The sequence below is a fragment of the Streptomyces sp. NPDC028711 genome, from assembly GCF_055565415.1.
This window is the reverse complement of sequence record NZ_JBVHUJ010000001.1, coordinates 1007390-1028398: the sequence shown is the minus strand read 5'-3', so window position 1 is coordinate 1028398 and position 21009 is coordinate 1007390. Positions and strand designations below refer to the sequence as shown.

The window sequence follows — 21009 nt, the reverse complement described above, 5'->3', positions numbered from 1 at the left end:
AGGAGTAACTCGTCATGACGAAGACCGTCCACCACTGGATCGGTGGCAAGACCGTCGAGGGCACGTCGGGGAACTGGGGCCCGGTCACCGACCCGGCCACCGGCGCCGTCACCACCCGGGTCGCGCTCGCCTCCGTCGACGAGGTCGACGCCGCCGTCGCCGCCGCGAAGGACGCCTTCGCGACCTGGGGCACCTCCTCGCTCGCCCAGCGCACCACCATCCTGTTCAAGTTCCGCGCGCTGCTCGACGCCAACCGCGACGCCATCGCCGAGCTGATCGTCGCCGAGCACGGCAAGGTCCACTCCGACGCGCTCGGCGAGGTCGCCCGCGGCCTGGAGATCGTCGACCTGGCCTGCGGCATCACCACCCAGCTCAAGGGCGAGCTCTCCACCCAGGTCTCGAACCGCGTGGACGTGGCGTCGATCCGCCAGCCCGTCGGCGTCGTCGCCGGCATCACGCCCTTCAACTTCCCGGCCATGGTGCCGATGTGGATGTTCCCGATCGCCATCGCGACCGGCAACACCTTCATCCTCAAGCCCAGCGAGAAGGACCCGTCGCCGTCCCTGAAGATCGCCGAGCTGCTCGCCGAGGCGGGCCTCCCGGACGGTGTCTTCAACGTCCTGCACGGCGACAAGGTGGCCGTCGACCGTCTCCTGGAGCACCCGGACGTCTCCGCGATCTCCTTCGTCGGCTCGACGCCGATCGCCCGCCACATCCACACCACCGCCTCCGCCCACGGCAAGCGCGTCCAGGCGCTCGGCGGCGCCAAGAACCACATGCTGGTCCTCCCGGACGCCGACCTCGACGCGGCGGCCGACGCGGCCGTGTCGGCGGCGTACGGCTCCGCCGGCGAGCGCTGCATGGCGATCTCGGCGGTCGTGGCCGTCGGCGCCATCGGCGACGAGCTGGTGCAGCGGATCCGCGAGCGCGCCGAGAAGATCAAGATCGGTCCCGGCACCGACCCCACCTCCGAGATGGGCCCGCTCATCACGGCCGTCCACCGCGACAAGGTCGCCTCCTACGTCCACGGCGCGGCGGACGAGGGCTGCGAGGTCGTCCTCGACGGCACCGGATACACGGTCGAGGGCCACGAGAACGGCCACTGGATCGGCCTCTCCCTCCTGGACCACGTGCCGACCACGGCCAAGGCGTACCAGGACGAGATCTTCGGCCCGGTGCTCTGCGTGCTGCGCGCCGACACGTACGAGGAGGGCCTCGCCCTCATCAACGCCTCGCCGTTCGGCAACGGCACCGCGATCTTCACCCGCGACGGCGGCGCCGCCCGCCGCTTCCAGCTGGAGGTCGAGGCCGGCATGGTCGGCGTGAACGTGCCGATCCCGGTGCCGGTGGGCTACCACTCCTTCGGCGGCTGGAAGGACTCGCTCTTCGGCGACCACCACATCTACGGCAACGACGGCGTGCACTTCTACACCCGCGGCAAGGTCGTCACCACCCGCTGGCCGGACCCGTCCGAGGCCCCGGCGGGCGTGGACCTGGGCTTCCCGCGCAACCACTGATCCCATGACGTCGGCCGGGCCCCCGGGGTGTGTGTCCCCGGGGGCCCGGCCGTCCGCCGTGGGTGCGCCTACCAGCGCGCGTACAGGAGCCTGTTCGGGGAGCCGGTCCTCGGGTCCTGGACCTTGCCGCTCGTGGCATTGGTCGCGAGCGCGGTGCTCACCTGGGCCGGGGTGGCCGTGGGGTGGGCCGCGAGGTAGAGGGCGGCGACGCCCGCCGTGTGCGGGGCGGCCATCGAGGTGCCGGAGATGGTGTTCGTCGCGGTGTCGTTGTCCTTCCACGCCGAGGTGACGGAGACGCCCGGCGCGAAGAGGTCCACGCAGGTGCCGTAGTTGGAGAAGGAGGCCCGCTTGTCGGCGGAGTCCGTGGCGCCGACGGTGATCGCCTCGGGGACGCGGGCGGGGGAGTAGTTGCAGGCGTTGGCGGGCCAGCCGAGGATGTTGCCGTTGCCGGCGGCCACCGCGTAGGAGACGCCCGAGGCGATCGAGCGCTTCACCGCGTTGTCGAGGGAGGTGTTCGCGCCGCCGCCGAGGCTCATGTTGGCGACGGCGGGCTTGACCGCGTTGGCGGTCACCCAGTCGACGCCCGCGATGACACCGGCGGTGGTGCCGGAGCCGGCGCAGTCGAGGACCCGGACGGCGACCAGCTTCACGCCCTTGGCGACGCCGTACTTCGCGCCGCCGACGGTCCCGGCCACATGGGTGCCGTGCCCCTGGCAGTCCTGGCCGTTCTGCCCGCCGCCGACGGTGTCGGTGCCGACGGTGGCCCGCCCGCCGAACTCGCCGTGCGAGGTACGTATGCCGGTGTCGATGATGTAGGCGGTGACGTTCGACGCGCTCGTGTCGTACGTGTACGTCGTCGAGAGCGGCAGATCGCGCTGGTCGATCCGGTCCAGGCCCCAGGTGGCCCCGGGCTGGGTGTCGGCGATCCGTACGGTCGCGTTCTGCTCGACGTACGCCACCCGCGGGTCGGCGGCGAGCTCGGCGGCCCGGGCCTTCGACATCGTGGCGGAGAAGCCCTTGAGGGCGGAGCGGTAGACGTGCTGCGGGGTGGCGCCGAGGTCGGCGGCGCGTGTCGAGCCGTCCTTGAGGACGACGATCCAGCTGTTCTCGAGGGCGGTGGCGGCCGGGGCGAGCCGCAGATCACCGGGGGAGGGGGCGCTCTGGGCGGTGGGGGAGACGGCGAACTGGACGCCGGCGGCGAGCGCGAGGACGGGGACGAGTGCCGTGAGGCGGCGGGGGATGCGATGCATGTGGAGGGGCACCTGAACCCTTCGTGGAGCGGGTGGGGTGCCCCACAGGGTGACGGCTTGTCATGACCAACACAAGAGTTCGGTCCGGTCGTTCGCCGTTCCCCCACGCTCTCCTCACCGGACGGCGCGTACTGCGCCCGCTGTACGCCGGCCGTCCCGCGTACGACTCCAGGAGGCCGCCGAATCCCTCTGCGGGCAGCCGTGGTCCACAGGGAGCCCGCTTAGGCTCGAACCATGCGACTCCGACTTCCCCGGTGGGCCGCGGTCACCGCCGTCCTCGCCGTCCTCGCGGGTGCCGGCACCTGGACCGCCGTCGCCTCGGACGATCCGCCGCCCGTGCACCGCGCGGACCGGATGCTCGACCTCGACGGCGTCACGCTCGACACCTCGTACTTCACCGGCGACGGCGACGGGCGCAGGCCCGCCGTCCTCCTCGGCCACGGCTTCGGCGGCTCCAAGGACGACGTCCGCGCCCAGGCCGAGCAGCTCGCCCGTGACGGGTACGCCGTCCTCACCTGGTCCGCCCGGGGCTTCGGCGCCTCCACCGGGCAGATCGGCCTCAACGACCCCGACCACGAGGTCAGGGACGCCCGGAAGCTGATCGACTGGCTCGCCGCCCGGCCCGAGGTCCTCCTCGACAAGACCGGCGACCCGCGCGTCGGCGTCACCGGCGCCTCCTACGGCGGCGCGGTCTCCCTGCTCGCCGCGGGCCACGACCCGCGCGTCGACGCCATCGCCCCCCAGATCACCTACTGGAACCTCGCCGACGCGCTGTTCCCCGACGGCGTCTTCAAGAAGCTGTGGGCCGGCATCTTCTTCTCCGCCGGAAACCAGCCGGGGGCAGCGGGCGAGCGACCGGCGACCGCACCGGGGACGGGCACCGGGACCGGGACGGGCACCGGCACCGGCACCGGCACCGGCACCGCCACCGGCGCGGGCACCGCCACCGGCGCGGGCACCGCCACCGGCGCGGGCACCGCCACCGGCGCGGGCACCGCCACCGGCGCCGGAAAGGCCGTCGGCGCGCCCGACGCCTGCGGGCGCTTCACCCCCGAACTCTGCGCCCTCTACCAGCGCGTCGCCGTCTCGGGGAAGCCCGACGCCGCCGCCCGCGCCCTCCTCGAAGCCCGCAGCCCCTCCGCCGTCGGGGCCGGGATCAAGGTCCCCGCCCTCCTCGTCCAGGGCCAGTCCGACTCCCTCTTCACCCTCGCCCAGTCCGACGCCATGGCCCGGACCCTCACCGCCAACGGCGCCCCCGTCGCCGTCGACTGGATCTCCGGCGGCCACGACGGCGGCGACCGCGAGACCGAGCGCGTCGAGCGGCGCATCAGCACCTGGTTCGACCGCTGGCTGAAGCGCGACACCTCCGTCGACACCGGCCCCGCCTTCCGCGTCAGCCGCACCGGCGGCGTCGACTCCACCGACGGCCGGGCCACCCTGCGAGCCGCGACCGCCGACCGCTACCCGGGCCTCACCGCCGGCACCACCGACGTCCCGCTCGCCGGACGCCCCCAGTCCTTCACCAACCCCGCAGGCGCCGCCCCGCCCGCCGTCTCCGCCGTTCCCGGCCTCGGCGGCGGAGTCGCCGGACTCTCCTCGCTCGGCGTCGGCATCTCCCTCGACTTCCCCGGCCAGCACGCCCGGTTCGACGCCAAGCCGGTGACCGAACCGCTCCGCGTCACCGGCACCCCGACCGTCCGCGTCAGGGTCACCTCGACCGCCACCGACGGCTCCGCCGTCCTCTTCGCCAAGGTGTACGACGTCGGGCCCGACGGCCGGCAGCAGGTCCTGCCCGCGCAGCTCGTCACGCCCGTCCGCGTCGACGGCGCCGCGGCCGGGAAGAGCGTCACCCTCACCCTGCCCGCCATCGACCACGAGGTGGAGGCCGGGCACCGGCTCCGGCTCGTCGTCGCCGCCACCGACCTCGGCTACGCCTCCCCGGCCGTCCCCGCCGGCTACACCGTCGCCGTCGAGAGCCCGCTCACCGTCCCGACCGCCCCCGGCGTCGACACCCAGGCCGCCACCCTGCCCTGGTGGGTCTGGGGCCTGCCGCTCCTCGGCCTCGCCGTCGCCGCCGCGCTGCTGCTCACGGCCCGCCGCCGCACCGCGGCCCCCGCGCCCGACCCCGAACTGACCGACGTACCGCTCCAGATCACCGGCCTCTCCAAGAAGTACAAGGGCGGCGAACGGTACAGCGTCCGCGACGTCTCCTTCCGCGTCGAACAGGGCCAGGTCCTCGGTCTCCTCGGACCGAACGGCGCCGGCAAGACCACCACCCTGCGCATGCTGATGGGCCTCATCACCCCCGACGAGGGCGAGATCAGGGTCTTCGGCCAGGCCATCAGGCCCGGCGCCCCGGTCCTCTCCCGGGTCGGCTCCTTCGTCGAGGGCGCCGGCTTCCTGCCGCACCTCGACGGCCGGGAGAACCTCGACCTGTACTGGAAGGCCACCGGCCGCCCCGCCGAGGACGCGCACCTCGACGAGGCCCTGCGGATCGCGAACCTGGGCGGCGCCCTCGACCGCGCGGTGCGCACCTACTCGCAGGGCATGCGGCAGCGCCTCGCCCTCGCCCAGGCCATGCTCGGCCTGCCGGACCTGCTGATCCTGGACGAGCCCACCAACGGACTCGACCCGCCGCAGATCCGCGAGATGCGGGAGGTGATGATCCGGTACGCGGCCGGCGGCCGCACCGTCATCGTCTCCAGCCACCTCCTCGCGGAGGTCGAACAGTCCTGCACCCACCTCGTCGTCATGGACCGGGGACAGCTCGTGCAGGCCGGTCCCGTCGCCGAGATCACCGGTTCGGGCGACACCCTGCTCGTCACCCTCGCCGGGGACATCGACGACGCGCTCGTCGAGAAGGCCGCCGCCCTGCCCGGCGTCGGCTCCGCCACCCGCACCGACGGCGGACTCCTGGTCCGTCTCGACGGCACCGACGCCACCACCCTCATCGGCGAACTCGTACGCCTCGACGTCCCGCTCACCGGCGTCGGACCGCACCGGCGCCTCGAAGACGCGTTCCTGACCCTGATCGGAGGAGGATCCGCATGAGCCAGTCGCTCGACACCCCCACGGCCCCCGCGGAGTCCGCCCCCGGCTACCGCGCCGGACGCACCCTGCCGCTGCGCGTCGAGGCCCTCCGCCAGTGGAAGCGGCGCCGCACCCTGATCATGGGCGGCATCCTGGTCGCCCTGCCGTTCATCCTGATCATCGCCTTCGCGATCGGCGGCGAGGACGGCGACCGCAACGGCCGGATCACCCTGATGGACACGGCGACCGCGTCCGGCGCCAACTTCGCCGCGACCTGCCTCTTCGTCTCGGCCGGCTTCCTCCTCGTCATCCCGGTGGCGCTGTTCTGCGGGGACACCGTCGCCTCCGAGGCGAGCTGGTCCTCGCTGCGCTATCTCCTGGCCGCGCCCGTGCCCCGGTCCCGGCTCCTCGCCTCCAAGCTGGCGGTCGCCCTCGGCTACAGCGCGGCCGCGATGGTCCTCCTTCCGCTCGTCGCCCTGGCCGTGGGCACGGTCGCCTACGGCTGGGGCCCGCTCCAGCTGCCGACCGGCGGTTCGGTGCCCGCGGGGGACGCGCTGTTCCGCATCGCCGTCGCCGTCGCGTTCGTCTTCGCCTCCCAGCTGGTCACCGCCGGTCTCGCCTTCTGGCTCTCCACCCGCACCGACGCCCCGCTCGGCGCGGTGGGCGGCGCCGTCGGCCTGACCATCGTCGGCAACGTCCTGGACGCCGTCACGGCCCTCGGCGACTGGCGCGAATACCTCCCGGCGCACTGGCAGTTCGCCTGGATCGACGCGCTCCAGCCCCAGCTGGAGTGGGGCGGCATGGTGAAGGGGACCGCGATCTCCCTGACGTACGCCCTCGTCCTCTTCGCGCTCGCCTTCCGGGGCTTCGCCCGCAAGGACATCGTGTCGTAGAAGCTCCTACGGTCGTCTCACAGCCACCCCCTCCGAGCCGCTTCCGCGCCCGCGCGGAAGCGGCTCGTCGTGCCGAGGGCGGCCATCAGCTCGCCGACCCGGCGGCTGTACGTCCGCGCGGACATGCCGAGCCGGGCCGCCGCCGTCTCGTCCGTGACCCCCGACAGGAGGGCGTCGAGCACCGGACGCAGCTGCGGCGGCAGATCGCATGGCGGCGCCGGGGGCGGCGTCGTGTACGTCAGCTCCTCGGCCGTCGCCCAGCAGGCGTGGTGAGCCCGGGCGAGGGCCTGCACCACCACGGGGTCGCGGATCAGCAGCAGTCCGTTGTAGAGCAGCTCCAGATCGAGCGGGACCGCGGCCACCGTCCGGTCGACGACGATCATCTTGAACGGGATGGCCTCCGCGAGACGGGCCCGGCCGGGGAGAGCGAGCCCCCCTTCGAGCCTCGCGAGGGCGTGCCGCGGCACGATCCGTCTGACCTCGGCGGCCCGCTCGGCCGCCGCACGCATGCACGCTCCCGCCAGCTGGAGGAACGGCTCGGGGATCGCACAGCCCGCCGAGGCGACCGGGTCGTCGAAGGTCAGCAGCTCGTACCGGGTGGAAGCGGCGAGCCCGGCGAGCGCCGCGCTGATGCGCCGCGCGCCCCGGACCGGCCGCCCCGCGGGCCGCTGTCCCTCGGTCACGGCCCGGTTCATCGCCGAACGGGCGAGCACCACGGAGCCCGCGCTCTCTGCCACCGCTGACCACCCCCGCCCGATCGATGTCCACTCCATGTACGCATGCGACTGCACACGGTGACAAGCCCTGTTGAGAAGGATGGCGAATCCATGCCACCGGTCGTCACGCCGGCCGCCGTTGCCGCATCGAGATCCATCCGCAACCCCTTCGACGGCTCCGGGCGGACCTCTCGTTCGTCACAGTCACAAGTGCCATACGAAGTGGGGGAGATGAGATGCATCGACACAAGACCCGGACACCCGCGCGACGCCGGGCCCGGTTCCCGGCCGTGCTCGCGGGGCTGCTCGCGGCCGGGCTCGCCGTCGGAGGCTGCTCGGACGGCGGCCACGAACGCACCGTCGACCGGTCGAGCGGGACGGGCGGCAGGACCGCCCCCGCGGCCCCCGACGGCGCCCAGAGCGTCCGCCCCGACGGCGCGTACGAGGAGGGGAAGGAGAGCGCGGGTGGCTCCAGGGCGCCCGCCCCCGACTACCTGTCCACCTTCGCCCTGGACGTGGACACCGCCTCCTACGGCTACGCCCGCCGGACCCTCGCCGAGGGACGGCTGCCCGATCCGGTGACCGTGCGCCCCGAGGAGTTCGTCAACAGCTTCCGCCCCGACTACCCGCGCCCCGCGGACAACGGCTTCAGCGTCACCCTCGACGGGGCCCGCACCGGGCAGGACGGCTGGTCCCTCGTCCGGGTCGGGCTCGCCACCCGGGGCGCGGACCGTGGCGCCGAACGGCCGCCCGCCGCCCTCACCTTCGTCGTCGACGTCTCCGGCTCGATGGCCGAGCCGGGGCGGCTCGACCTGGTCAAGGAGTCCCTCGGGCTGCTCGCGGGACGGCTCCGCGACGACGACTCGATCGCCCTCGTCACCTTCAGCGACGAGGCCGAGACCCGGCTGCCGATGACCCGGGTGGGGGAGGCGCGGGGCCGGATCCGCGAGGTGGTGGACTCCCTCGCGACGAGCGCCTCCACCAACGTCGAGGCGGGCGTCCTCACCGGCTACGACGTCGCCGTCGAAGGCCACAGGAAGGGCGCCACCAACCGGGTCGTGCTGCTCTCCGACGCCCTCGCCAACACCGGTGCCACCGAGGCCGCGACGATCCTCGAACGCATCGACGAGGAGCGGAGGGAGTACGGGATCACCCTCTTCGGCGTCGGTGTCGGCAGCGAGTTCGGCGACGACTTCATGGAGCAGCTCGCCGACCGGGGCGACGGCCAGACCACGTACGTCTCCACCTCCGCGCAGGCCCGCAAGGTCTTCGTCGACCAGCTGCCCTCCCATCTCGAGCTGCGCGCCCGGGACGCCAAGGCGCAGGTCTCCTTCGACCGGCGGACCGTCGAGAAGTTCCGGCTGATCGGCTACGAGAACCGGGAGGTCGCCGACGAGGACTTCCGGAACGACCGGGTCGACGGCGGCGAGGTCGGTGCCGGCCACACCGTCACCGCGCTCTACGCGGTCAAGACCCGGCCCGGTGCGACCGGTCAGGTCGCCACCGCCACCGTCCGCTGGCTCGACCCGGCCACCCGGGCGCCGCACGAGCGCTCCGGCTCCGTCGCCACCGGCGGGCTCACCGCCGACCTCTGGGGCGGCGGTCACGACAGTCTGCAGCTGACGGCGATCACCGCCTACTTCGCGGAGGCCCTGCGCGGGGGCGACCTGCCGGGCTCCCCGGGGCTGCACCGGCTCGCGAACCATGCCGGGGCGATCGCCGACCGGTCGGGTTCGGCGGTGGTCCGCGAACTGGCCGACGCCGTCCGGCAGGCCTACGGCCTCATCGGGGACGGGCAGGGCGAAAACCCCTCCCAGGAAGGCGAGTGGGAATCGGGGGACCCGTACAGCTGACGCCTGCGGCGGGCAGCGGGACAGAATGGCCCCATGGCCTCCCTGCTGCTCGCCCTCGCCGTCGGATGCACCGGCCTCTACGCCGGTTTCATGCTGATCTTCCAGACCGGGATCATGCCCGCGCTCGCCCGGCTGACGGACGCCGAGTTCGTCACGGCGATGCGCCGGATCAACGAGTACGTGCCGAGGGCCGTGTTCCTGACCGTCTTCCTCGGAGCCGTCGCCTTCCCCGCCGCCGCGTTCCTCGTCCCCGCCGACGGTCGTACGGACACGCAGAAGTGGCTCGTCCTCGCGGGGCTCGTGTGCGCGGTCCTCAACCACGCGGTCACCATCGGCGGCAACATCCCGCTCAACAACGCGCTGGCCGCGTCGGAGACCCCGGGCGACGACCCGGCGACGGTCCGGGCGGCCTTCGAGAAGCGCTGGAACGGCTTCCACCGGGTCCGTACGGCTCTGGTCACCGTCGCGTTCGCCCTGCTGACGGCCGCCGCCGTCCTCTAGACAGAGCCCCGGGCGCGGCCCGCCTCCGCCCCTCCCTGCCCCGCCGACCCCCTCAGGCCGCCTCGGAACCGTACCGAGCGGCCTGATTCTGGCGTGAACTCGCGCGTGTCGGCCGCTCAGGCATCCGCAAGGACCCTGCGAAAGCGTACCCCCGAGTCCGGAAACAGTCTTCCGGCGTGCGCACACCCCCCTGTGTGACCAAACCCTGACGCCCCAATACCCCCATAAAGGGGGTGAATCACCCTGATATCCAGGGTCGGGTTTCCATACCCTCCGGTTTCTTATTGACATGCCTACGGGGGTCTTTTCTAATCAACGAGAGTCATCCCGCGCGCAGACACCGCACAGGCACTGAGGGGGCAAGGTGGACGTCCGGATCCTGGGGGGACTGTCGGTACGTGAGCACGGGGTGTCGATCACCCCGACGGCGGCCGCGCCCCGGCAGCTCCTCGCCCTGCTCACCGCCAGCGCCGACCAGGTCGTCCCCGTGACCGTGCTGACCGAGGAGCTGTGGCCGTCCGGCGCCCCCCGCGGCGCCCGCACCGAACTGCAGGCCCACATAGCCGAGTTGCGCGCGCTCATCGCGGCCGCGCTGCGCGGTGCCCACCCCGCGGAACCCGGCGTCGGCTGGTCCGAGCGGCGGACCGCCGACGCGATCCTCGTCTCCCAGCCCGGCGGCTACCGGCTCGACACCGGCGGCGGCGCCCACGACGTCTGGCAGTTCGAGCGCGCGGCCGGCGCCGGCTACCGCGCCATGGAGGCGGGCGACCTCCCCCGCGCCGCGCTCCGCCTCGGCGAGGCACTGGCCCTCTGGCGCGGCGAACCGTACGCGGGCGTCGCGGCCGGACCGCGCCTCCGCAGAGAGATCGAACGCCTGGAGACCTCCCGGCTGAGCGTCCTCGACCAGTGGGTCGAAGCGCAGCTCGGCCTCGGCCGGCACGCCGAACTCGTCTCCGAACTCTCCGGGCTCGTCGCCCGCTACCGCACCAACGAGCCCCTCCACGCCCACTACATGGTCGCCCTCCTCCGCTGCGGACAGCACGACGAGGCCCTCACCGTGTACGAGCGGCTGCGCGTGGCGCTCAAGGGGGAGACCGGCATGGAACCCTCGGCCCGGCTCCGCCGTCTCCAGCGCTCCGTCCTCACCGTACGGAACACCACGGTCCGCCCCCTCTACACCCCGCGCATCCCCGCCCAGTTCAGCCCGCCACGGGCCCGGCTCGTCCCCGCGGGCTCCGTCGGCTGACCACCCGGCGGGACGACCGGTCCGCCATGCGGACCACGGCGCTCACGGCGGGACCGTGACGGGGAATGAAGTGCGGCAACTCACCGTTGACCGACTCCCGAAGCCGAATTAGTTTCGGCGAGCAGTACGGGTTTCCTCCCAGGGTGCCCGATTTCGCTCGACCACGGGGGACGGGAACCATGACCTTGCACGGCGCCGACGGAGCCGGTGGTGCCGACGCGCTGCTCACGGTCCTCGAACTGCTCGCCCGACAGGCCCCGCCCGCCCGCTTCGACGCCCTCCTCGACGAGGCCCGCCTCTCCGGACTCGCCGGCGAGGACCTCCACCGCCTCGAACGGGCCGTCGCACTCGCGGGCGAGGTCCGCTCCGGACACGAGCAGGAGGCGCGCCGCGAGGCCGGAATCGCCGCCCTCACCGACACCGCCCGCGACCTGACCTCCTCCTACGACCTCGACAGCCTGCTGCGCGTCATCACCCGCCGCGCCCGCCGGCTGCTCGGCCTCGACCTGGCGTACGTCACCCTCCGCGGCCCCCACGGAGCCTGCTACGTCCACAGCACGGAGGGCTCCCGCACCGGACGCGCCGAAGGACCCAGGCTCGCCCCCGGACTGCGGATCGCCGAGGGATACGGGCTCGCCGGCGCCGTACAGCTCCACGGCGAACCCGTCTGGACCGCCGACTACCTCGCCGACGAGCGCTTCGCCCCCTCCGGCTCCCTCGACGCCGGCGTCCACGCGCCCGCCTTCGACGAAGCCGCCGAAGCGGCCCTGCGCTCCGAGGACCTGCACGCCATCATGGCCGCGCCGCTGCGCAGCGGCGACACCGTGATCGGCGCCCTCCACGGCGCCGACCGCCGCGTCCGCCACCACACCTCCGAGGAGATCGGGCTGCTCGCGGCCCTCGCCGACCTCGCCGCCCTCGCCGTCGACAAGGCCGGACTCCTCGACCGCACCCGCGCCGAGGTCTCCGAACTGGAACGCGACAGCTCCCGGGTCCGTACGAGCCTCACCCGCATGCGGCACGTCAGCGAGGCCCACGGCCGCATCATGAACCTCGTCCTCGCGGGCGGCGACCTGTGCAACGTCGCCAAGGCCGCGGCCGACGCCCTCGACGCGACCGTGATGATCCGCGACCAGGGCGGCCGCTGCCTCGCCGTCGCCGGAGACCTCCCCGGACTCGACGAGGAGGCCGTCGCCAAGGCCTCGCTCGACGCCCACGCCCGCCGTCGCCCGGTCCTCGCCGCCGACGACACCTGGGTCGCCCCCGTCATCGCCGGCTCCGAGGACCTCGGAGGCCTCGTCATCCGCGCCGCCGGCGGGCTCACCGGCGAGGACGAGCGGCTCCTCGAACTCGCCGCCCAGTCCGTCGCCTTCCTCCTCCTCATGCGGCGCTCCACCGCCGTCGCCGAAGGACCCGTCCGCGACGAACTCCTCGACGACCTCATCGCGGACCCTCCGCACGCTCCGCAGCAGATAGCCCAGCGGGCCCGCCGCCTCGGCGTCGACCTGCGCAAACCGCACGTCCTGGTGCTCGCCCGGCCCGAGGGCGGCGAGCAGGGCAGGGCCGTGGTGTGGGCCTCCTCGTACGCGTACCGCCTCTCCGGTCTGAAGACCGTCCAGGGCGGCTGCATCGTGCTGCTGCTCCCGGGCATCGACGCCTCCGCCGCCGCCAAGGCCGTCGCCGCCGAACTGTCACCGCTGCTCGGCCACCCCGTCTCGGTCGCCGCCGCCGGACCCGGCTGGAGCCCGGACGGCGTCGCGCGGATGCACCAGGAGGCCGGGCGCTGCCTCGACGCGATGAGCGCGCTCGGCGGCACCGGCTCCGCGGCCTCCGTGCAGGACCTGGGATTCCTCGGGCTGCTGCTCTCCGACGACAACGACGTCGACGGCTTCGTCGAGGCCGCCATCGGCCCCGTACTCGACTACGACGCCGAGCGGTTCACCGACCTCACCCACACCCTCGAGGCGTACTTCGCCTCCGGCGGCAGCCCGACCAACGCGGCCGAGGCGCTGCACGTCCACCCGAACACGGTCTCCCGCCGTCTGGAACGGATCAGCGAACTCCTCGGCCCCGAATGGCAGAAGCCCGGCCAGGTCCTGGAGGTCCAACTGGCCCTGCGCCTCCAGCGCACCCGGGAGGTCCTGGCCCGCGGCCGCGCCACGACGGACCCGCCCCGCCAGCCGGGGCCGCCGGAACGGGGCAACTGACGGGGCCTTCCCACGCGCGCGTACGTGGGGAGGGCTCTCCCCCCGCGCGCGTACGTGGGGAGGGCTCTCCCCCCGCTCGCGTACGACCCCGCCGGGCGTACGCGCGCGCGTACGCCCCGCGCCCGTCGCCCCGTCAGCTCGCCGTGCGGCGCGAGCCGTAGCCCGAGGCGTAGGCCGCCGACCAGTCCGTGGCGGCCATGACCGTCGCCGCGTGGGCCGCCGAGGCCAGCGTGATGTGACGGTGCCAGCCACGGAACGAGCGGCCCACGAAGTCGCGGAGGCCCGCCCCCTCCCCGACCTCGAGGAAGTCCCGCTCCACCCGCCGGGCCAGCTTCGTCAGGCGCAGCAGGGAGCCGACCGGAGACCCGGTCAGATCGCTGATCCACACCCGCGCCGGCGCCCGCCGGGGATCGTCCCACTCGCCGAGCAGCACCAGCGGACGCATCCGCTCCCCGCCCGGCGTCGGCAGCGCCACCCGGACGGCCGTGGCGAGCGACGTACGCGAGGTCCGCGCCCCGGCCACGGTGTCCACCCAGCTCACCGGCCTCCGCAGCCCCTTGAGCGACTCCAGGATCTGTACGGCGGTCAGCGGGCCCGCCCCGAACCCGGGCAGCGACCGGTCGGCGATGGCGAGCCGGGAACCCGGACCGATCCGGGCCACGACCGGCACCCCCGCCCCGGCGAGCCGGGTGAGGGCCGCCCGCCCCGCGCCGCCCCGGATGTCGAGCAGCACCGGCTTGCGGGTGACGTCGGACCAGCGGGCGGTGTCGAGCGCCGCGGCGACCGCGCACTCCTCCAGGGTCTCCTCGCCGGCCTCCTGCGGAACCTCCGCGCGGTCCCGCCGGGTCCGGTCGTTGACCCAGGGGTCCGGCAGGAACAGGCGCCAGTTCACGGGGACGCTCAGCTCGTCGCTCGCGAACCACACCCCGAACGCCTGCTGGCCGTGGAAGACCTGCCCGCGCTCCGGGTCGAAGCGCCGGTCCACGCCCACCGAGTGCTCCCCGGCCTTCGGGATCGGCATGGGACGCACCACCCAGGCCTGCGGGCAGCTGTTCCGCTCGAGGAACCGGGCGAGCGCGGCCCGCATGGGCTGCCAGTCCCAGGTCGAGCTGGACACGAAGTGGTGCAGGCTCTGCTCGGCCGCCGGACCGCCTATCTGGGCGGCGATGTTACGGATGGACTTGCGGCCCTGCGCGGTCAGCAGACCGTGCAGATACTGCTCGGCCTTCAGACGCTGATCGCGGCGCGGAAAACCGGAGAACAGCGCGCCGCACAGCTCGGCGTAGACGTCCTCGCGCGAGCCGGCCACGCCGACGGAACTGACGACGCCCAGGGGAACGGCCGGCGGAACAGCCCCGGCGACGGCCCTGCGCTTGATTGCGACGGATGTACTCACGACACTCCTGCCCGAAGGTTGCGCAGCTCCCTCCCGCTGCTCCACCACCGTCGCCCGTCACCGCCCGCCGGGACGAGGTGTACCCGGCACCCGAATCGGCCGCCGGATGGTGGCCGGACCACCTCCCGCCGTGTCGTCGCAGGTCGCAGCCCTTTCCGGCCGGCCGCTCCCGGCCCCGATGCGACCTCCTGTCCGCCTTCCGGGATACCCCGGGGGAGAACCGCCGGGGATCTGACAGACTCGCCCCCTCCGCTTTGACCCGTCGCGGTGCGTGGCCGGACCATCGCAGAGCGAGGCTGCACGGGCCGGACTCCGGTTAATGCCCCAGGCCGGGGACCGAGCCTGTGCGCCTCGCCTTCTCCGTCCCCTCGTAGTCTGTGGGGATGCGAGTGCGTGCCGAACTGCCGGTCGTCGCGGTGGTGGCCGCCGGCGGCGCGCTCGGCGCGACCGCCCGCTACGGCGCGGGGCTGCTCCGGCCGACCCCGGAAGGCGCCTTTCCCTGGACGACGTTCGTGGTGAACGCGGCCGGGTGCGCACTCCTCGGTGTTCTGATGGTCCTTCTCACGGAGCGGTCGACCGAGTGGTCGACCGCCGTCCCGCACCCGCTTCTCCGCCCGTTCCTCGGCACCGGATTCTGCGGCGGGTTCACCACCTTCTCGACGTACGGCCTCGAAACGGAGCGGCTGTTGAGCGCGGGTGACCCGACACGGGGCCTGCTCTACCTGGGCGGGACCGTGGTCACCGCGCTCGCCGCCGTCCTGGCCGGGGTCACCGCCGCCAGGGCCGTACGCGCGCGGACCGGCCGGGGGCGGGTGGGGCGCGCGTGAACTGGCTGCTCGTCGTCGCGGGAGCCGCCGCCGGCGCGCCCCTGCGGTACCTCACGGACCGTGCGGCACGGGCCCGGTTCGGCCCCGACTTCCCCTGGGGCACGTTCCTGGTGAACGTCGTCGGCTCCTTCGTGCTCGGGCTGCTCACCGGAGTCGCGTCGACCCACGTCCACCTGTTGCTCGGCACGGGCCTGTGCGGGGCGCTGACGACGTACTCCACCTTCTCGTACGAGACGCTGAAGCTCTACGAGGACGGCGAGAAGGGGTACGCGCTGCTCAACGTCGCCGTGAGCCTGGCCGCCGGGCTCGGAGCCGTATGGCTGGGAGTCCGGGCGGCCGGGCTGTGGTGAGCCGGGTACGGCTCAGGCGGTGATCCAGTCGCTGGTCGCGTCACTGGCAAGGGGATCGGCCGCGCGGAGGACCGGGGCCTCCGGCTGAGGGGCGTCTTCGGCCGAGGAGCGGGCCGGGCGTCAGGCGGCCGGGAGGAGGCGGGTCTCGACGGCCGGCAGGCCCTTGGTCCACCAGTGGTCGTAGCGGCGGTAGACCCCCGGGTCCCGGGCGGCGAGGAGACCGCCGAGTGCCCCGGCCTCCTCCGCGAGGCCCTCCCAGACGGCGGCGGGCAGCGGGTGGAAGGCCGAGGCCTCGATGCCCCCGCCGGCGACCGGCCGCCAGACCCCGGCGACGTACCCGTCGACGAGGAGCGTCGGCAGCGTGTCGCCGTTCACGCGGATCACATGCTTGCGGTACGCGGGCGGGATGACCCGGCCCCGGTCCGCGTAGGCCAGCAGGACGCTGTCCCACATGGCCATGAGACGGGGCGGCGCGTGGACCTCCTCGCCGGGCAGGGGCGCGCCCAGCACGTCGTACAGCACCGTCCCGTCGGGCCCCTCCAGCTGGTCGAGCTCCCCGCCGAGCGCCCGCACCGCCTCGCGGACCTTGCCCCGCGGGGCCATCGTGAACTGGGCCATGTCGGGTACGGACGCCGGACCGAAGCCCTCCAGATAGCGCCGGAGCAGAGTGGCGAGGCCCGCCGTCGCCGCCTCCGGGTCGGCGAGCACCGGCAGGGTGCTCGCCGTCACGAACGCCTGCGCCGTCCCGAACGACCACGGCGGCCCCGTCGGCGCGTGCCACAGCGGCGCGTACTGGCGGATCATCCGCCAGACGACGGCCTCCACGGGCCCGCCCCGCGCCTCCTCGAGACGGGCCCGGAGCTGGGCGCCGGTCCGTGCCTCCCCGGCGTACGTCAGGAGCTCCGGCAGCAGCGCGTCGGCGTCGGCGGCCGTGAACCCGGCGGCCTTGAACCGGGGATCGTGCAGCCGCGCACCGCGCATCGTCGGCTCCATGCCCTCCCGGAAGGCCCGCCAGTCCCCGGCGTGCACCAGGTGCAGCGTGAGCCGCATCAGGGTCGACCTGACCAGCCCGAAACCACCGACGGCCCCGTCGAGCCGCGCGGGATCGAAGTCCGCGACCCGGTTCCACAAGGCGACGTAGGGCGAACCCGGTTGCTGCGCCTGAAGCGCCACCACCCGCCGGACGGCGTCCTCGACACCTATCGGGGCGCGGTCGAGGAGCAACTGCCGGGCGAGAGTGGAGCGGTTGAGGGCGCGCGGGGTGATCACCATGGCGCGATTGTCCTCCAGCCCGCGGCCGTCCCTCACGCCGCCCGCAGCTCCCGCTCCGCCTCCTTCGACAGGCTGACGCGTACGAGGGCGGCAGCCAGACGGGCCGTGTCCTCGCCCGACACGTGCCGGGCGAGCCCGGCCGCGGTGTGGGGCAGGCCGAGGGCACCGGCGGTCGCGAGCGCGCGTTCGTCGAAGAACGGCCGCAGCTCCGGCCAGACGGCCTGTACCTCCCGGCAGAAGATCCCGGCGCCCACCGGCCCGATCCTGGGCACCTCCCGCAACAGCTGCCGCAGCTCCTCCCCGGAGCCGTCGGCCTGCTCGCGGAGCCGGCGCAGATCGCCGTGGTACCGGTCGAGGACCAGCGTCGCGCCCTCGCCGAGCGCGGTCGCGGTGCTCTCGTCGTACCGCACGTAGTGAGCCCGCCCGAGGGCGTCCACCCGCTCCTGCCAGGAGGAGTCGACCATGGCCCGGGGCGTCCGCAGCCCGGCGGCGAAGAGCTCGCGGGCGGCGGCGGTGGCGATGTCCGCCTTGATGCGGATGGAACAGAGGACGGTGAGCACGAGCAGCTGGTAGAGCGGTGACGGCTTGTCCCGCAGGGCGATCCCGGCCTCGTCGGCGTAGGTCCGCCCGTGCTCGCGGAGCAGCTGGTCGATCGTCTCGACGGTGTCCACGGAACGCTCCCTCCTCCCGCCCCTGCGGCCTACCTCCGAGCGACTACCCGAAGGGAGGCCCACGGATTCGTCCTGGGAGGGGGTGACGCGTGGGCGGGTACGCGGTTCTCGCCGGTGGCGTCAGAGCCGGTGGCAGAACGCGCTGATCCGGGGGTACAGGACGCCCGGAGGGGCCGTCACATCGGGAGGGAGAGGAGTCGCACAGGCCCTGCGGGCCAGTGCGCGTCGTCGCGCAGGGGCGTCACCATGGTCCGCAGCGGCATGGTCACCACGCGGGTCTCGGGCTGTTCGACGAGTACGTCCTGGTCGAGCGGATGCCACCCGAGGCGCTGGTACAGCGGCACGAGGGGAGGCCGGCAGAACAGGAGCGCATGGTGGGGACCCATCGTGCGCGCGTGGTCAAGTGCCGCTGCGACGACGAGCCGAGCCAGACCATGACCTCGCACATCGGGCGCGACGGCCACTCCGCCGACGCCCACCACCTCCGTCTTGGCGGCACCGATCGCGACAGCCAGCCGTAGCAGGCCGGCGTGGGCCACAAGCCGGCCGCCGCGCCTGACACCGAAGTGTTCTTCCTTGGGCAGCCAGGTCAAGCCGGTCGCGGCAACCCCGAAGGGGTCATCGCCGCCACCGAGAATCTCTTGCTGCTCCGCTTTCGTGTACCGGGTGAGCCGCACCACGGCCGGTGCTGCAGAGGATGGGTTCTCAGGCATCCCCACATGATGATCTCTCCACCGCGGCGTGGCCAAGCGCTCGGCAGTCGCTCGTCACAAGGAGGGGCTCAAGCCCGGTGAGCTGCTGATGCAGGGAGAAAAATGCGGCGACCTCGCGGGGTCCGTGATCAGGCGGGCGTGGCGGCGGGCTCGAAAAGAAGTGCTCAATTCGTACGAATTCGGCACTCTGCTCGGTCGTCGCGTATACGACCTCCGCACACCTGCCTGACGAACTGGCTCAACGCCGGCGTTCCGGCCGCGAGCGTGGCCGAGTGGGCGGGCAACAGCGTTCCCGTCCTCCTGGCCGCGTACGCCCGACGGGCAGCTCGACGACCTGAAGCAGAGGATCGAGGAGGCGGGGGAGTTCTCGGACCCGCCGCGCCGAGGTGCTGAAAACTTCTCCGCGTATTCTCCGCGGCCACCCGCGGAAACCCGGAATCAGCCGGATACCGCCGGACGTGCCCCCTGCCCGCCGAGGGCCACGTCCGGCCTCTGTGCCGCTCGCTGAAAACCGCCCCTGACCAGCAAAAAGGACCCTCCCGAAGGAGGGTCCTCGTGTGGTGCCCCCGGCAGGACTCGAACCTGCGGCCAAGTGCTTAGAAGGCACCTGCTCTATCCACTGAGCTACGGGGGCCGGGTGGTGGCCGTGTGGCCAGGAGCCCCTTGTGGGTGGGGTGTGGCCTGACGGGACAAGGATAGGGCTCCGATCGCCTTGGCCCGGTTGCTTCACCTGCGTGGCACGATGTGGAGGTTCGGTGAAGCGGAACGATAATCGCAGGCAGGTGCGATTCGCGCAGCGCTTTTCGCGTCGCTCCGGGCGGGTGTTGTGCACTCGTTATGCCCGTGGTTCCGGTCACCGGCCCTCTCTTCGGCGCGCAGGGCCGCAATAGGCTTCAAAAACACTCATAAATTGGGCATTCTTCGCATGTGGTGACCTTGGACGAACGGCCTCAGCTGATCGACGCACTCTCCGCCCTGCGCGACCGTGTCGCCGCCGTGCGTCTCCCCCTGCCCCTGCCCGACACGCCACGCGCCCGGCAGACCCGGGCCGAATTGCTCGCCCAGCTCGACGACTATCTGGTGCCACGACTGAAAGACCCCGACGCCCCGCTCCTCGCCGTCGTCGGCGGCTCGACCGGGGCCGGCAAGTCCACGCTCGTCAACTCCCTTGTCGGACGGCGCGTCAGCGAGTCCGGCGTGCTCCGACCCACCACCCGGACCCCCGTGCTCGTCTGCCACCCCGAGGACCACCACTGGTTCGCCGGGATGCGGGTCCTCCCCCAGCTCACCCGCGTCTGGCTGCCCCAGGCCGACGAGGACCACCCCGCCGACGAGGCCGCCCTCGAGGAGAACGCCCTCCGCGTCGAGACCGCCTCCTCCGTCCCCCGGGGGCTCGCCCTCCTCGACGCGCCCGACATCGACTCCCTCGTCGTCGAGAACCGGCTCCTCGCCGCCGAGTTGATCTGCGCCGCGGACATCTGGGTGATGGTCACCACCGCCTCCCGGTACGCCGACGCCGTGCCCTGGCATCTGCTCCGTACCGCCAAGGAGTACGACGCCACCCTCGTCACCGTCCTCGACCGCGTCCCCCACCAGGTCATCGGCGAGGTCTCCCGGCAGTACGGAGCCCTGCTCGACAAGGCCGGCCTCGGCGACGTACCCCGCTTCACCATCCCCGAACTGCCCGAGTCCGCCGACGGCGGCAGCGGACTCCTGCCCGACAGCGCCGTCGCCGCCCTGCGCGGCTGGCTCGCCCACCGCGCCGAGGACCCGGCCGCCCGGCAGCAGGCCGCCGACCGGACCGCCTCCGGCGTCATCGACTCCCTCGACACCCGGCTCCCCGAGCTGGCCGCCGCCGTCGCCGCCCAGTACGCCGCCGCCGTCCGCCTCGGCGGCGCCGTCGAAGCCGCCTACGGGGAGCAGGGCACACGCGTACGCAAGGAGCTGGGCCGCGGCGCCGTCCTCGCCGGGGACGCCCGCACCCGCTGGCGCGCCTACCCCCGCGACAGCACCGCCGACGAGCTCCTCGACGCCCTCGCCGAGTCCCTCGCCGCCCTCCTCCACTGCGCCGTCTCCGCCGCGGAGGAGCGCGTCTGCGACGCCTGGCGCCGCGAGCCCGCCTCCGGCGCCCTGGGCCCCCTCCGGGCCGGCGGCGACCGCGAGGCGGGGGAGCGGATCGGTGTCGAGGTGCGGCGCTGGCGCCGGGTGCTGGAGGAGCTCGCCGAGGAGGAGGTACGGACCGTGGAGCGCCCCTCCACCTCCCGTACGGCCGCCCCCGAGGCCGACACCGTCGCCGCCCTCCTCGCCGCCTCCCTCCTCGGCGGCCGCCGTACCCGGCCCGCCGGTGAACGCCTCGCCGAACTCCTCGGCGCCCAGGCCGCTCTGCGCCTGCGCGACAAGGGCGGCGAACTCGTCCTCTCGTACGTCGACCGAGTCCTGCGCGCCGAGCGCGACCGGCGCCTCGCGCCCCTCGCGGCACTCGACGTGACCCCCGAGCCGCAGGCGGAGCTGATCGCCGCGCTCTCCGTACTGCAGAAGGAGAAGTGACGTGGCGGACGACCGCGACC

Annotated in this window: 16 protein-coding genes and 1 tRNA gene; 10 read left to right on the top strand and 7 right to left on the bottom strand. The window is 73.5% G+C overall.

Features of this window, described 5'->3' with window-relative positions:
* The first annotated feature begins 14 nt into the window (after positions 1–14).
* Complete coding sequence (mmsA, locus tag ACZ4VK_RS04520; RefSeq protein ID WP_468348330.1) at positions 15–1517, top strand: CoA-acylating methylmalonate-semialdehyde dehydrogenase; 1503 nt, start codon at positions 15–17, stop codon at positions 1515–1517.
* Positions 1518–1585: 68 nt separating this feature from the next.
* On the opposite strand, the gene ACZ4VK_RS04515 is transcribed toward mmsA, so the two are convergent.
* The gene (locus tag ACZ4VK_RS04515; protein ID WP_468348328.1) at positions 1586–2767 is read right to left on the bottom strand and encodes a S8 family peptidase; all 1182 of its coding nucleotides are present in this window, start codon (positions 2765–2767) and stop codon (positions 1586–1588) included.
* A gap of 234 nt (positions 2768–3001) precedes the next feature.
* Between ACZ4VK_RS04515 and ACZ4VK_RS04510 the strand changes: the two genes are divergently transcribed.
* Complete coding sequence (locus tag ACZ4VK_RS04510) at positions 3002–5818, top strand: alpha/beta fold hydrolase (RefSeq protein WP_468348326.1); 2817 nt, start codon at positions 3002–3004, stop codon at positions 5816–5818.
* On the top strand, positions 5815–6690 hold the full coding sequence (locus tag ACZ4VK_RS04505) for an ABC transporter permease (RefSeq protein WP_389679267.1): 876 nt from the start codon (positions 5815–5817) through the stop codon (positions 6688–6690). The genes ACZ4VK_RS04510 and ACZ4VK_RS04505 overlap by 4 nt, the downstream gene beginning before the upstream one ends.
* A 17-nt stretch (positions 6691–6707) precedes the next feature.
* Here ACZ4VK_RS04505 and ACZ4VK_RS04500 read toward each other — a convergent pair whose 3' ends face one another.
* Entirely contained in the window at positions 6708–7427 is a 720-nt protein-coding gene (locus tag ACZ4VK_RS04500; RefSeq protein ID WP_468348323.1) for a helix-turn-helix domain-containing protein, read from the bottom strand.
* A 215-nt stretch (positions 7428–7642) separates the two neighbouring features.
* Here ACZ4VK_RS04500 and ACZ4VK_RS04495 point away from each other — a divergent pair, with 215 nt between their 5' ends.
* The 4 genes from ACZ4VK_RS04495 (at position 7643) to ACZ4VK_RS04480 (ending at position 13213) form a co-directional block, all read left to right on the top strand.
* Positions 7643–9259: a vWA domain-containing protein gene (locus ACZ4VK_RS04495; RefSeq protein WP_468348321.1), complete on the top strand. Its 1617-nt coding sequence runs from the start codon at positions 7643–7645 to the stop codon at positions 9257–9259.
* A 33-nt stretch (positions 9260–9292) separates the two neighbouring features.
* Positions 9293–9760: an anthrone oxygenase family protein gene (locus tag ACZ4VK_RS04490; RefSeq protein WP_468348319.1), complete on the top strand. Its 468-nt coding sequence runs from the start codon at positions 9293–9295 to the stop codon at positions 9758–9760.
* A gap of 364 nt (positions 9761–10124) precedes the next feature.
* Positions 10125–11006, top strand: a complete 882-nt coding sequence (locus ACZ4VK_RS04485; protein ID WP_468348317.1) for an AfsR/SARP family transcriptional regulator — start codon at positions 10125–10127, stop codon at positions 11004–11006.
* A 179-nt stretch (positions 11007–11185) separates the two neighbouring features.
* Positions 11186–13213 carry a helix-turn-helix domain-containing protein gene (locus ACZ4VK_RS04480; RefSeq protein WP_468348315.1) on the top strand — a complete coding sequence of 676 codons (2028 nt, stop codon included), beginning with the start codon at positions 11186–11188 and terminating at the stop codon, positions 13211–13213.
* Between the two features lie 133 nt (positions 13214–13346).
* On the opposite strand, the gene ACZ4VK_RS04475 is transcribed toward ACZ4VK_RS04480, so the two are convergent.
* The gene (locus ACZ4VK_RS04475) at positions 13347–14609 is read right to left on the bottom strand and encodes an IS701 family transposase (protein WP_468348313.1); all 1263 of its coding nucleotides are present in this window, start codon (positions 14607–14609) and stop codon (positions 13347–13349) included.
* Positions 14610–14992: 383 nt separating this feature from the next.
* Between ACZ4VK_RS04475 and ACZ4VK_RS04470 the strand changes: the two genes are divergently transcribed.
* Together ACZ4VK_RS04470 and crcB are read left to right on the top strand one after the other, a co-directional pair.
* A complete protein-coding gene (locus tag ACZ4VK_RS04470; RefSeq protein ID WP_468348311.1) occupies positions 14993–15436 on the top strand; it encodes a fluoride efflux transporter FluC in 444 nt (147 codons plus the stop codon).
* The gene (gene crcB, locus ACZ4VK_RS04465; RefSeq protein ID WP_468348309.1) at positions 15433–15786 is read left to right on the top strand and encodes a fluoride efflux transporter CrcB; all 354 of its coding nucleotides are present in this window, start codon (positions 15433–15435) and stop codon (positions 15784–15786) included. Before ACZ4VK_RS04470 ends, crcB begins: the two co-directional genes overlap by 4 nt.
* Before the next feature lie 120 nt (positions 15787–15906).
* Here the strand turns inward: crcB and ACZ4VK_RS04460 are convergent, their stop codons facing one another.
* From ACZ4VK_RS04460 to ACZ4VK_RS04445, 4 genes are all read right to left on the bottom strand, one after another.
* A complete protein-coding gene (locus tag ACZ4VK_RS04460) occupies positions 15907–17058 on the bottom strand; it encodes a winged helix DNA-binding domain-containing protein (RefSeq protein ID WP_468348307.1) in 1152 nt (383 codons plus the stop codon).
* Positions 17059–17090: 32 nt separating this feature from the next.
* Entirely contained in the window at positions 17091–17729 is a 639-nt protein-coding gene (locus tag ACZ4VK_RS04455) for an endonuclease (RefSeq protein ID WP_468348305.1), read from the bottom strand.
* A 176-nt stretch (positions 17730–17905) separates the two neighbouring features.
* Positions 17906–18442 (bottom strand): GNAT family N-acetyltransferase, encoded by a 537-nt coding sequence (locus ACZ4VK_RS04450; protein WP_468348303.1) that lies wholly within the window; start codon positions 18440–18442, stop codon positions 17906–17908.
* A gap of 558 nt (positions 18443–19000) precedes the next feature.
* Positions 19001–19076, bottom strand: a tRNA-Arg gene (locus ACZ4VK_RS04445).
* 302 nt (positions 19077–19378) lie between these two features.
* Here ACZ4VK_RS04445 and ACZ4VK_RS04440 point away from each other — a divergent pair.
* Complete coding sequence (locus tag ACZ4VK_RS04440) at positions 19379–20989, top strand: dynamin family protein (RefSeq protein ID WP_468348301.1); 1611 nt, start codon at positions 19379–19381, stop codon at positions 20987–20989.
* The last annotated feature ends 20 nt before the right edge of the window (positions 20990–21009 follow it).

Excerpts from the sequence above, each read along its gene's own strand:
- mmsA (WP_468348330.1), top strand. The coding sequence starts at position 15 with ATGACGAAGACCGTCCACCACTGGATCGGTGGCAAGACCGTCGAGGGC.
- ACZ4VK_RS04515 (WP_468348328.1), bottom strand. The coding sequence starts at position 2,767 with ATGCATCGCATCCCCCGCCGCCTCACGGCACTCGTCCCCGTCCTCGCG.
- ACZ4VK_RS04510 (WP_468348326.1), top strand. The coding sequence starts at position 3,002 with ATGCGACTCCGACTTCCCCGGTGGGCCGCGGTCACCGCCGTCCTCGCC.
- ACZ4VK_RS04505 (WP_389679267.1), top strand. The coding sequence starts at position 5,815 with ATGAGCCAGTCGCTCGACACCCCCACGGCCCCCGCGGAGTCCGCCCCC.
- ACZ4VK_RS04495 (WP_468348321.1), top strand. The coding sequence starts at position 7,643 with ATGCATCGACACAAGACCCGGACACCCGCGCGACGCCGGGCCCGGTTC.
- ACZ4VK_RS04490 (WP_468348319.1), top strand. The coding sequence starts at position 9,293 with ATGGCCTCCCTGCTGCTCGCCCTCGCCGTCGGATGCACCGGCCTCTAC.
- ACZ4VK_RS04480 (WP_468348315.1), top strand. The coding sequence starts at position 11,186 with ATGACCTTGCACGGCGCCGACGGAGCCGGTGGTGCCGACGCGCTGCTC.
- ACZ4VK_RS04470 (WP_468348311.1), top strand. The coding sequence starts at position 14,993 with ATGCGAGTGCGTGCCGAACTGCCGGTCGTCGCGGTGGTGGCCGCCGGC.
- ACZ4VK_RS04460 (WP_468348307.1), bottom strand. The coding sequence starts at position 17,058 with ATGGTGATCACCCCGCGCGCCCTCAACCGCTCCACTCTCGCCCGGCAG.
- ACZ4VK_RS04450 (WP_468348303.1), bottom strand. The coding sequence starts at position 18,442 with ATGCCTGAGAACCCATCCTCTGCAGCACCGGCCGTGGTGCGGCTCACC.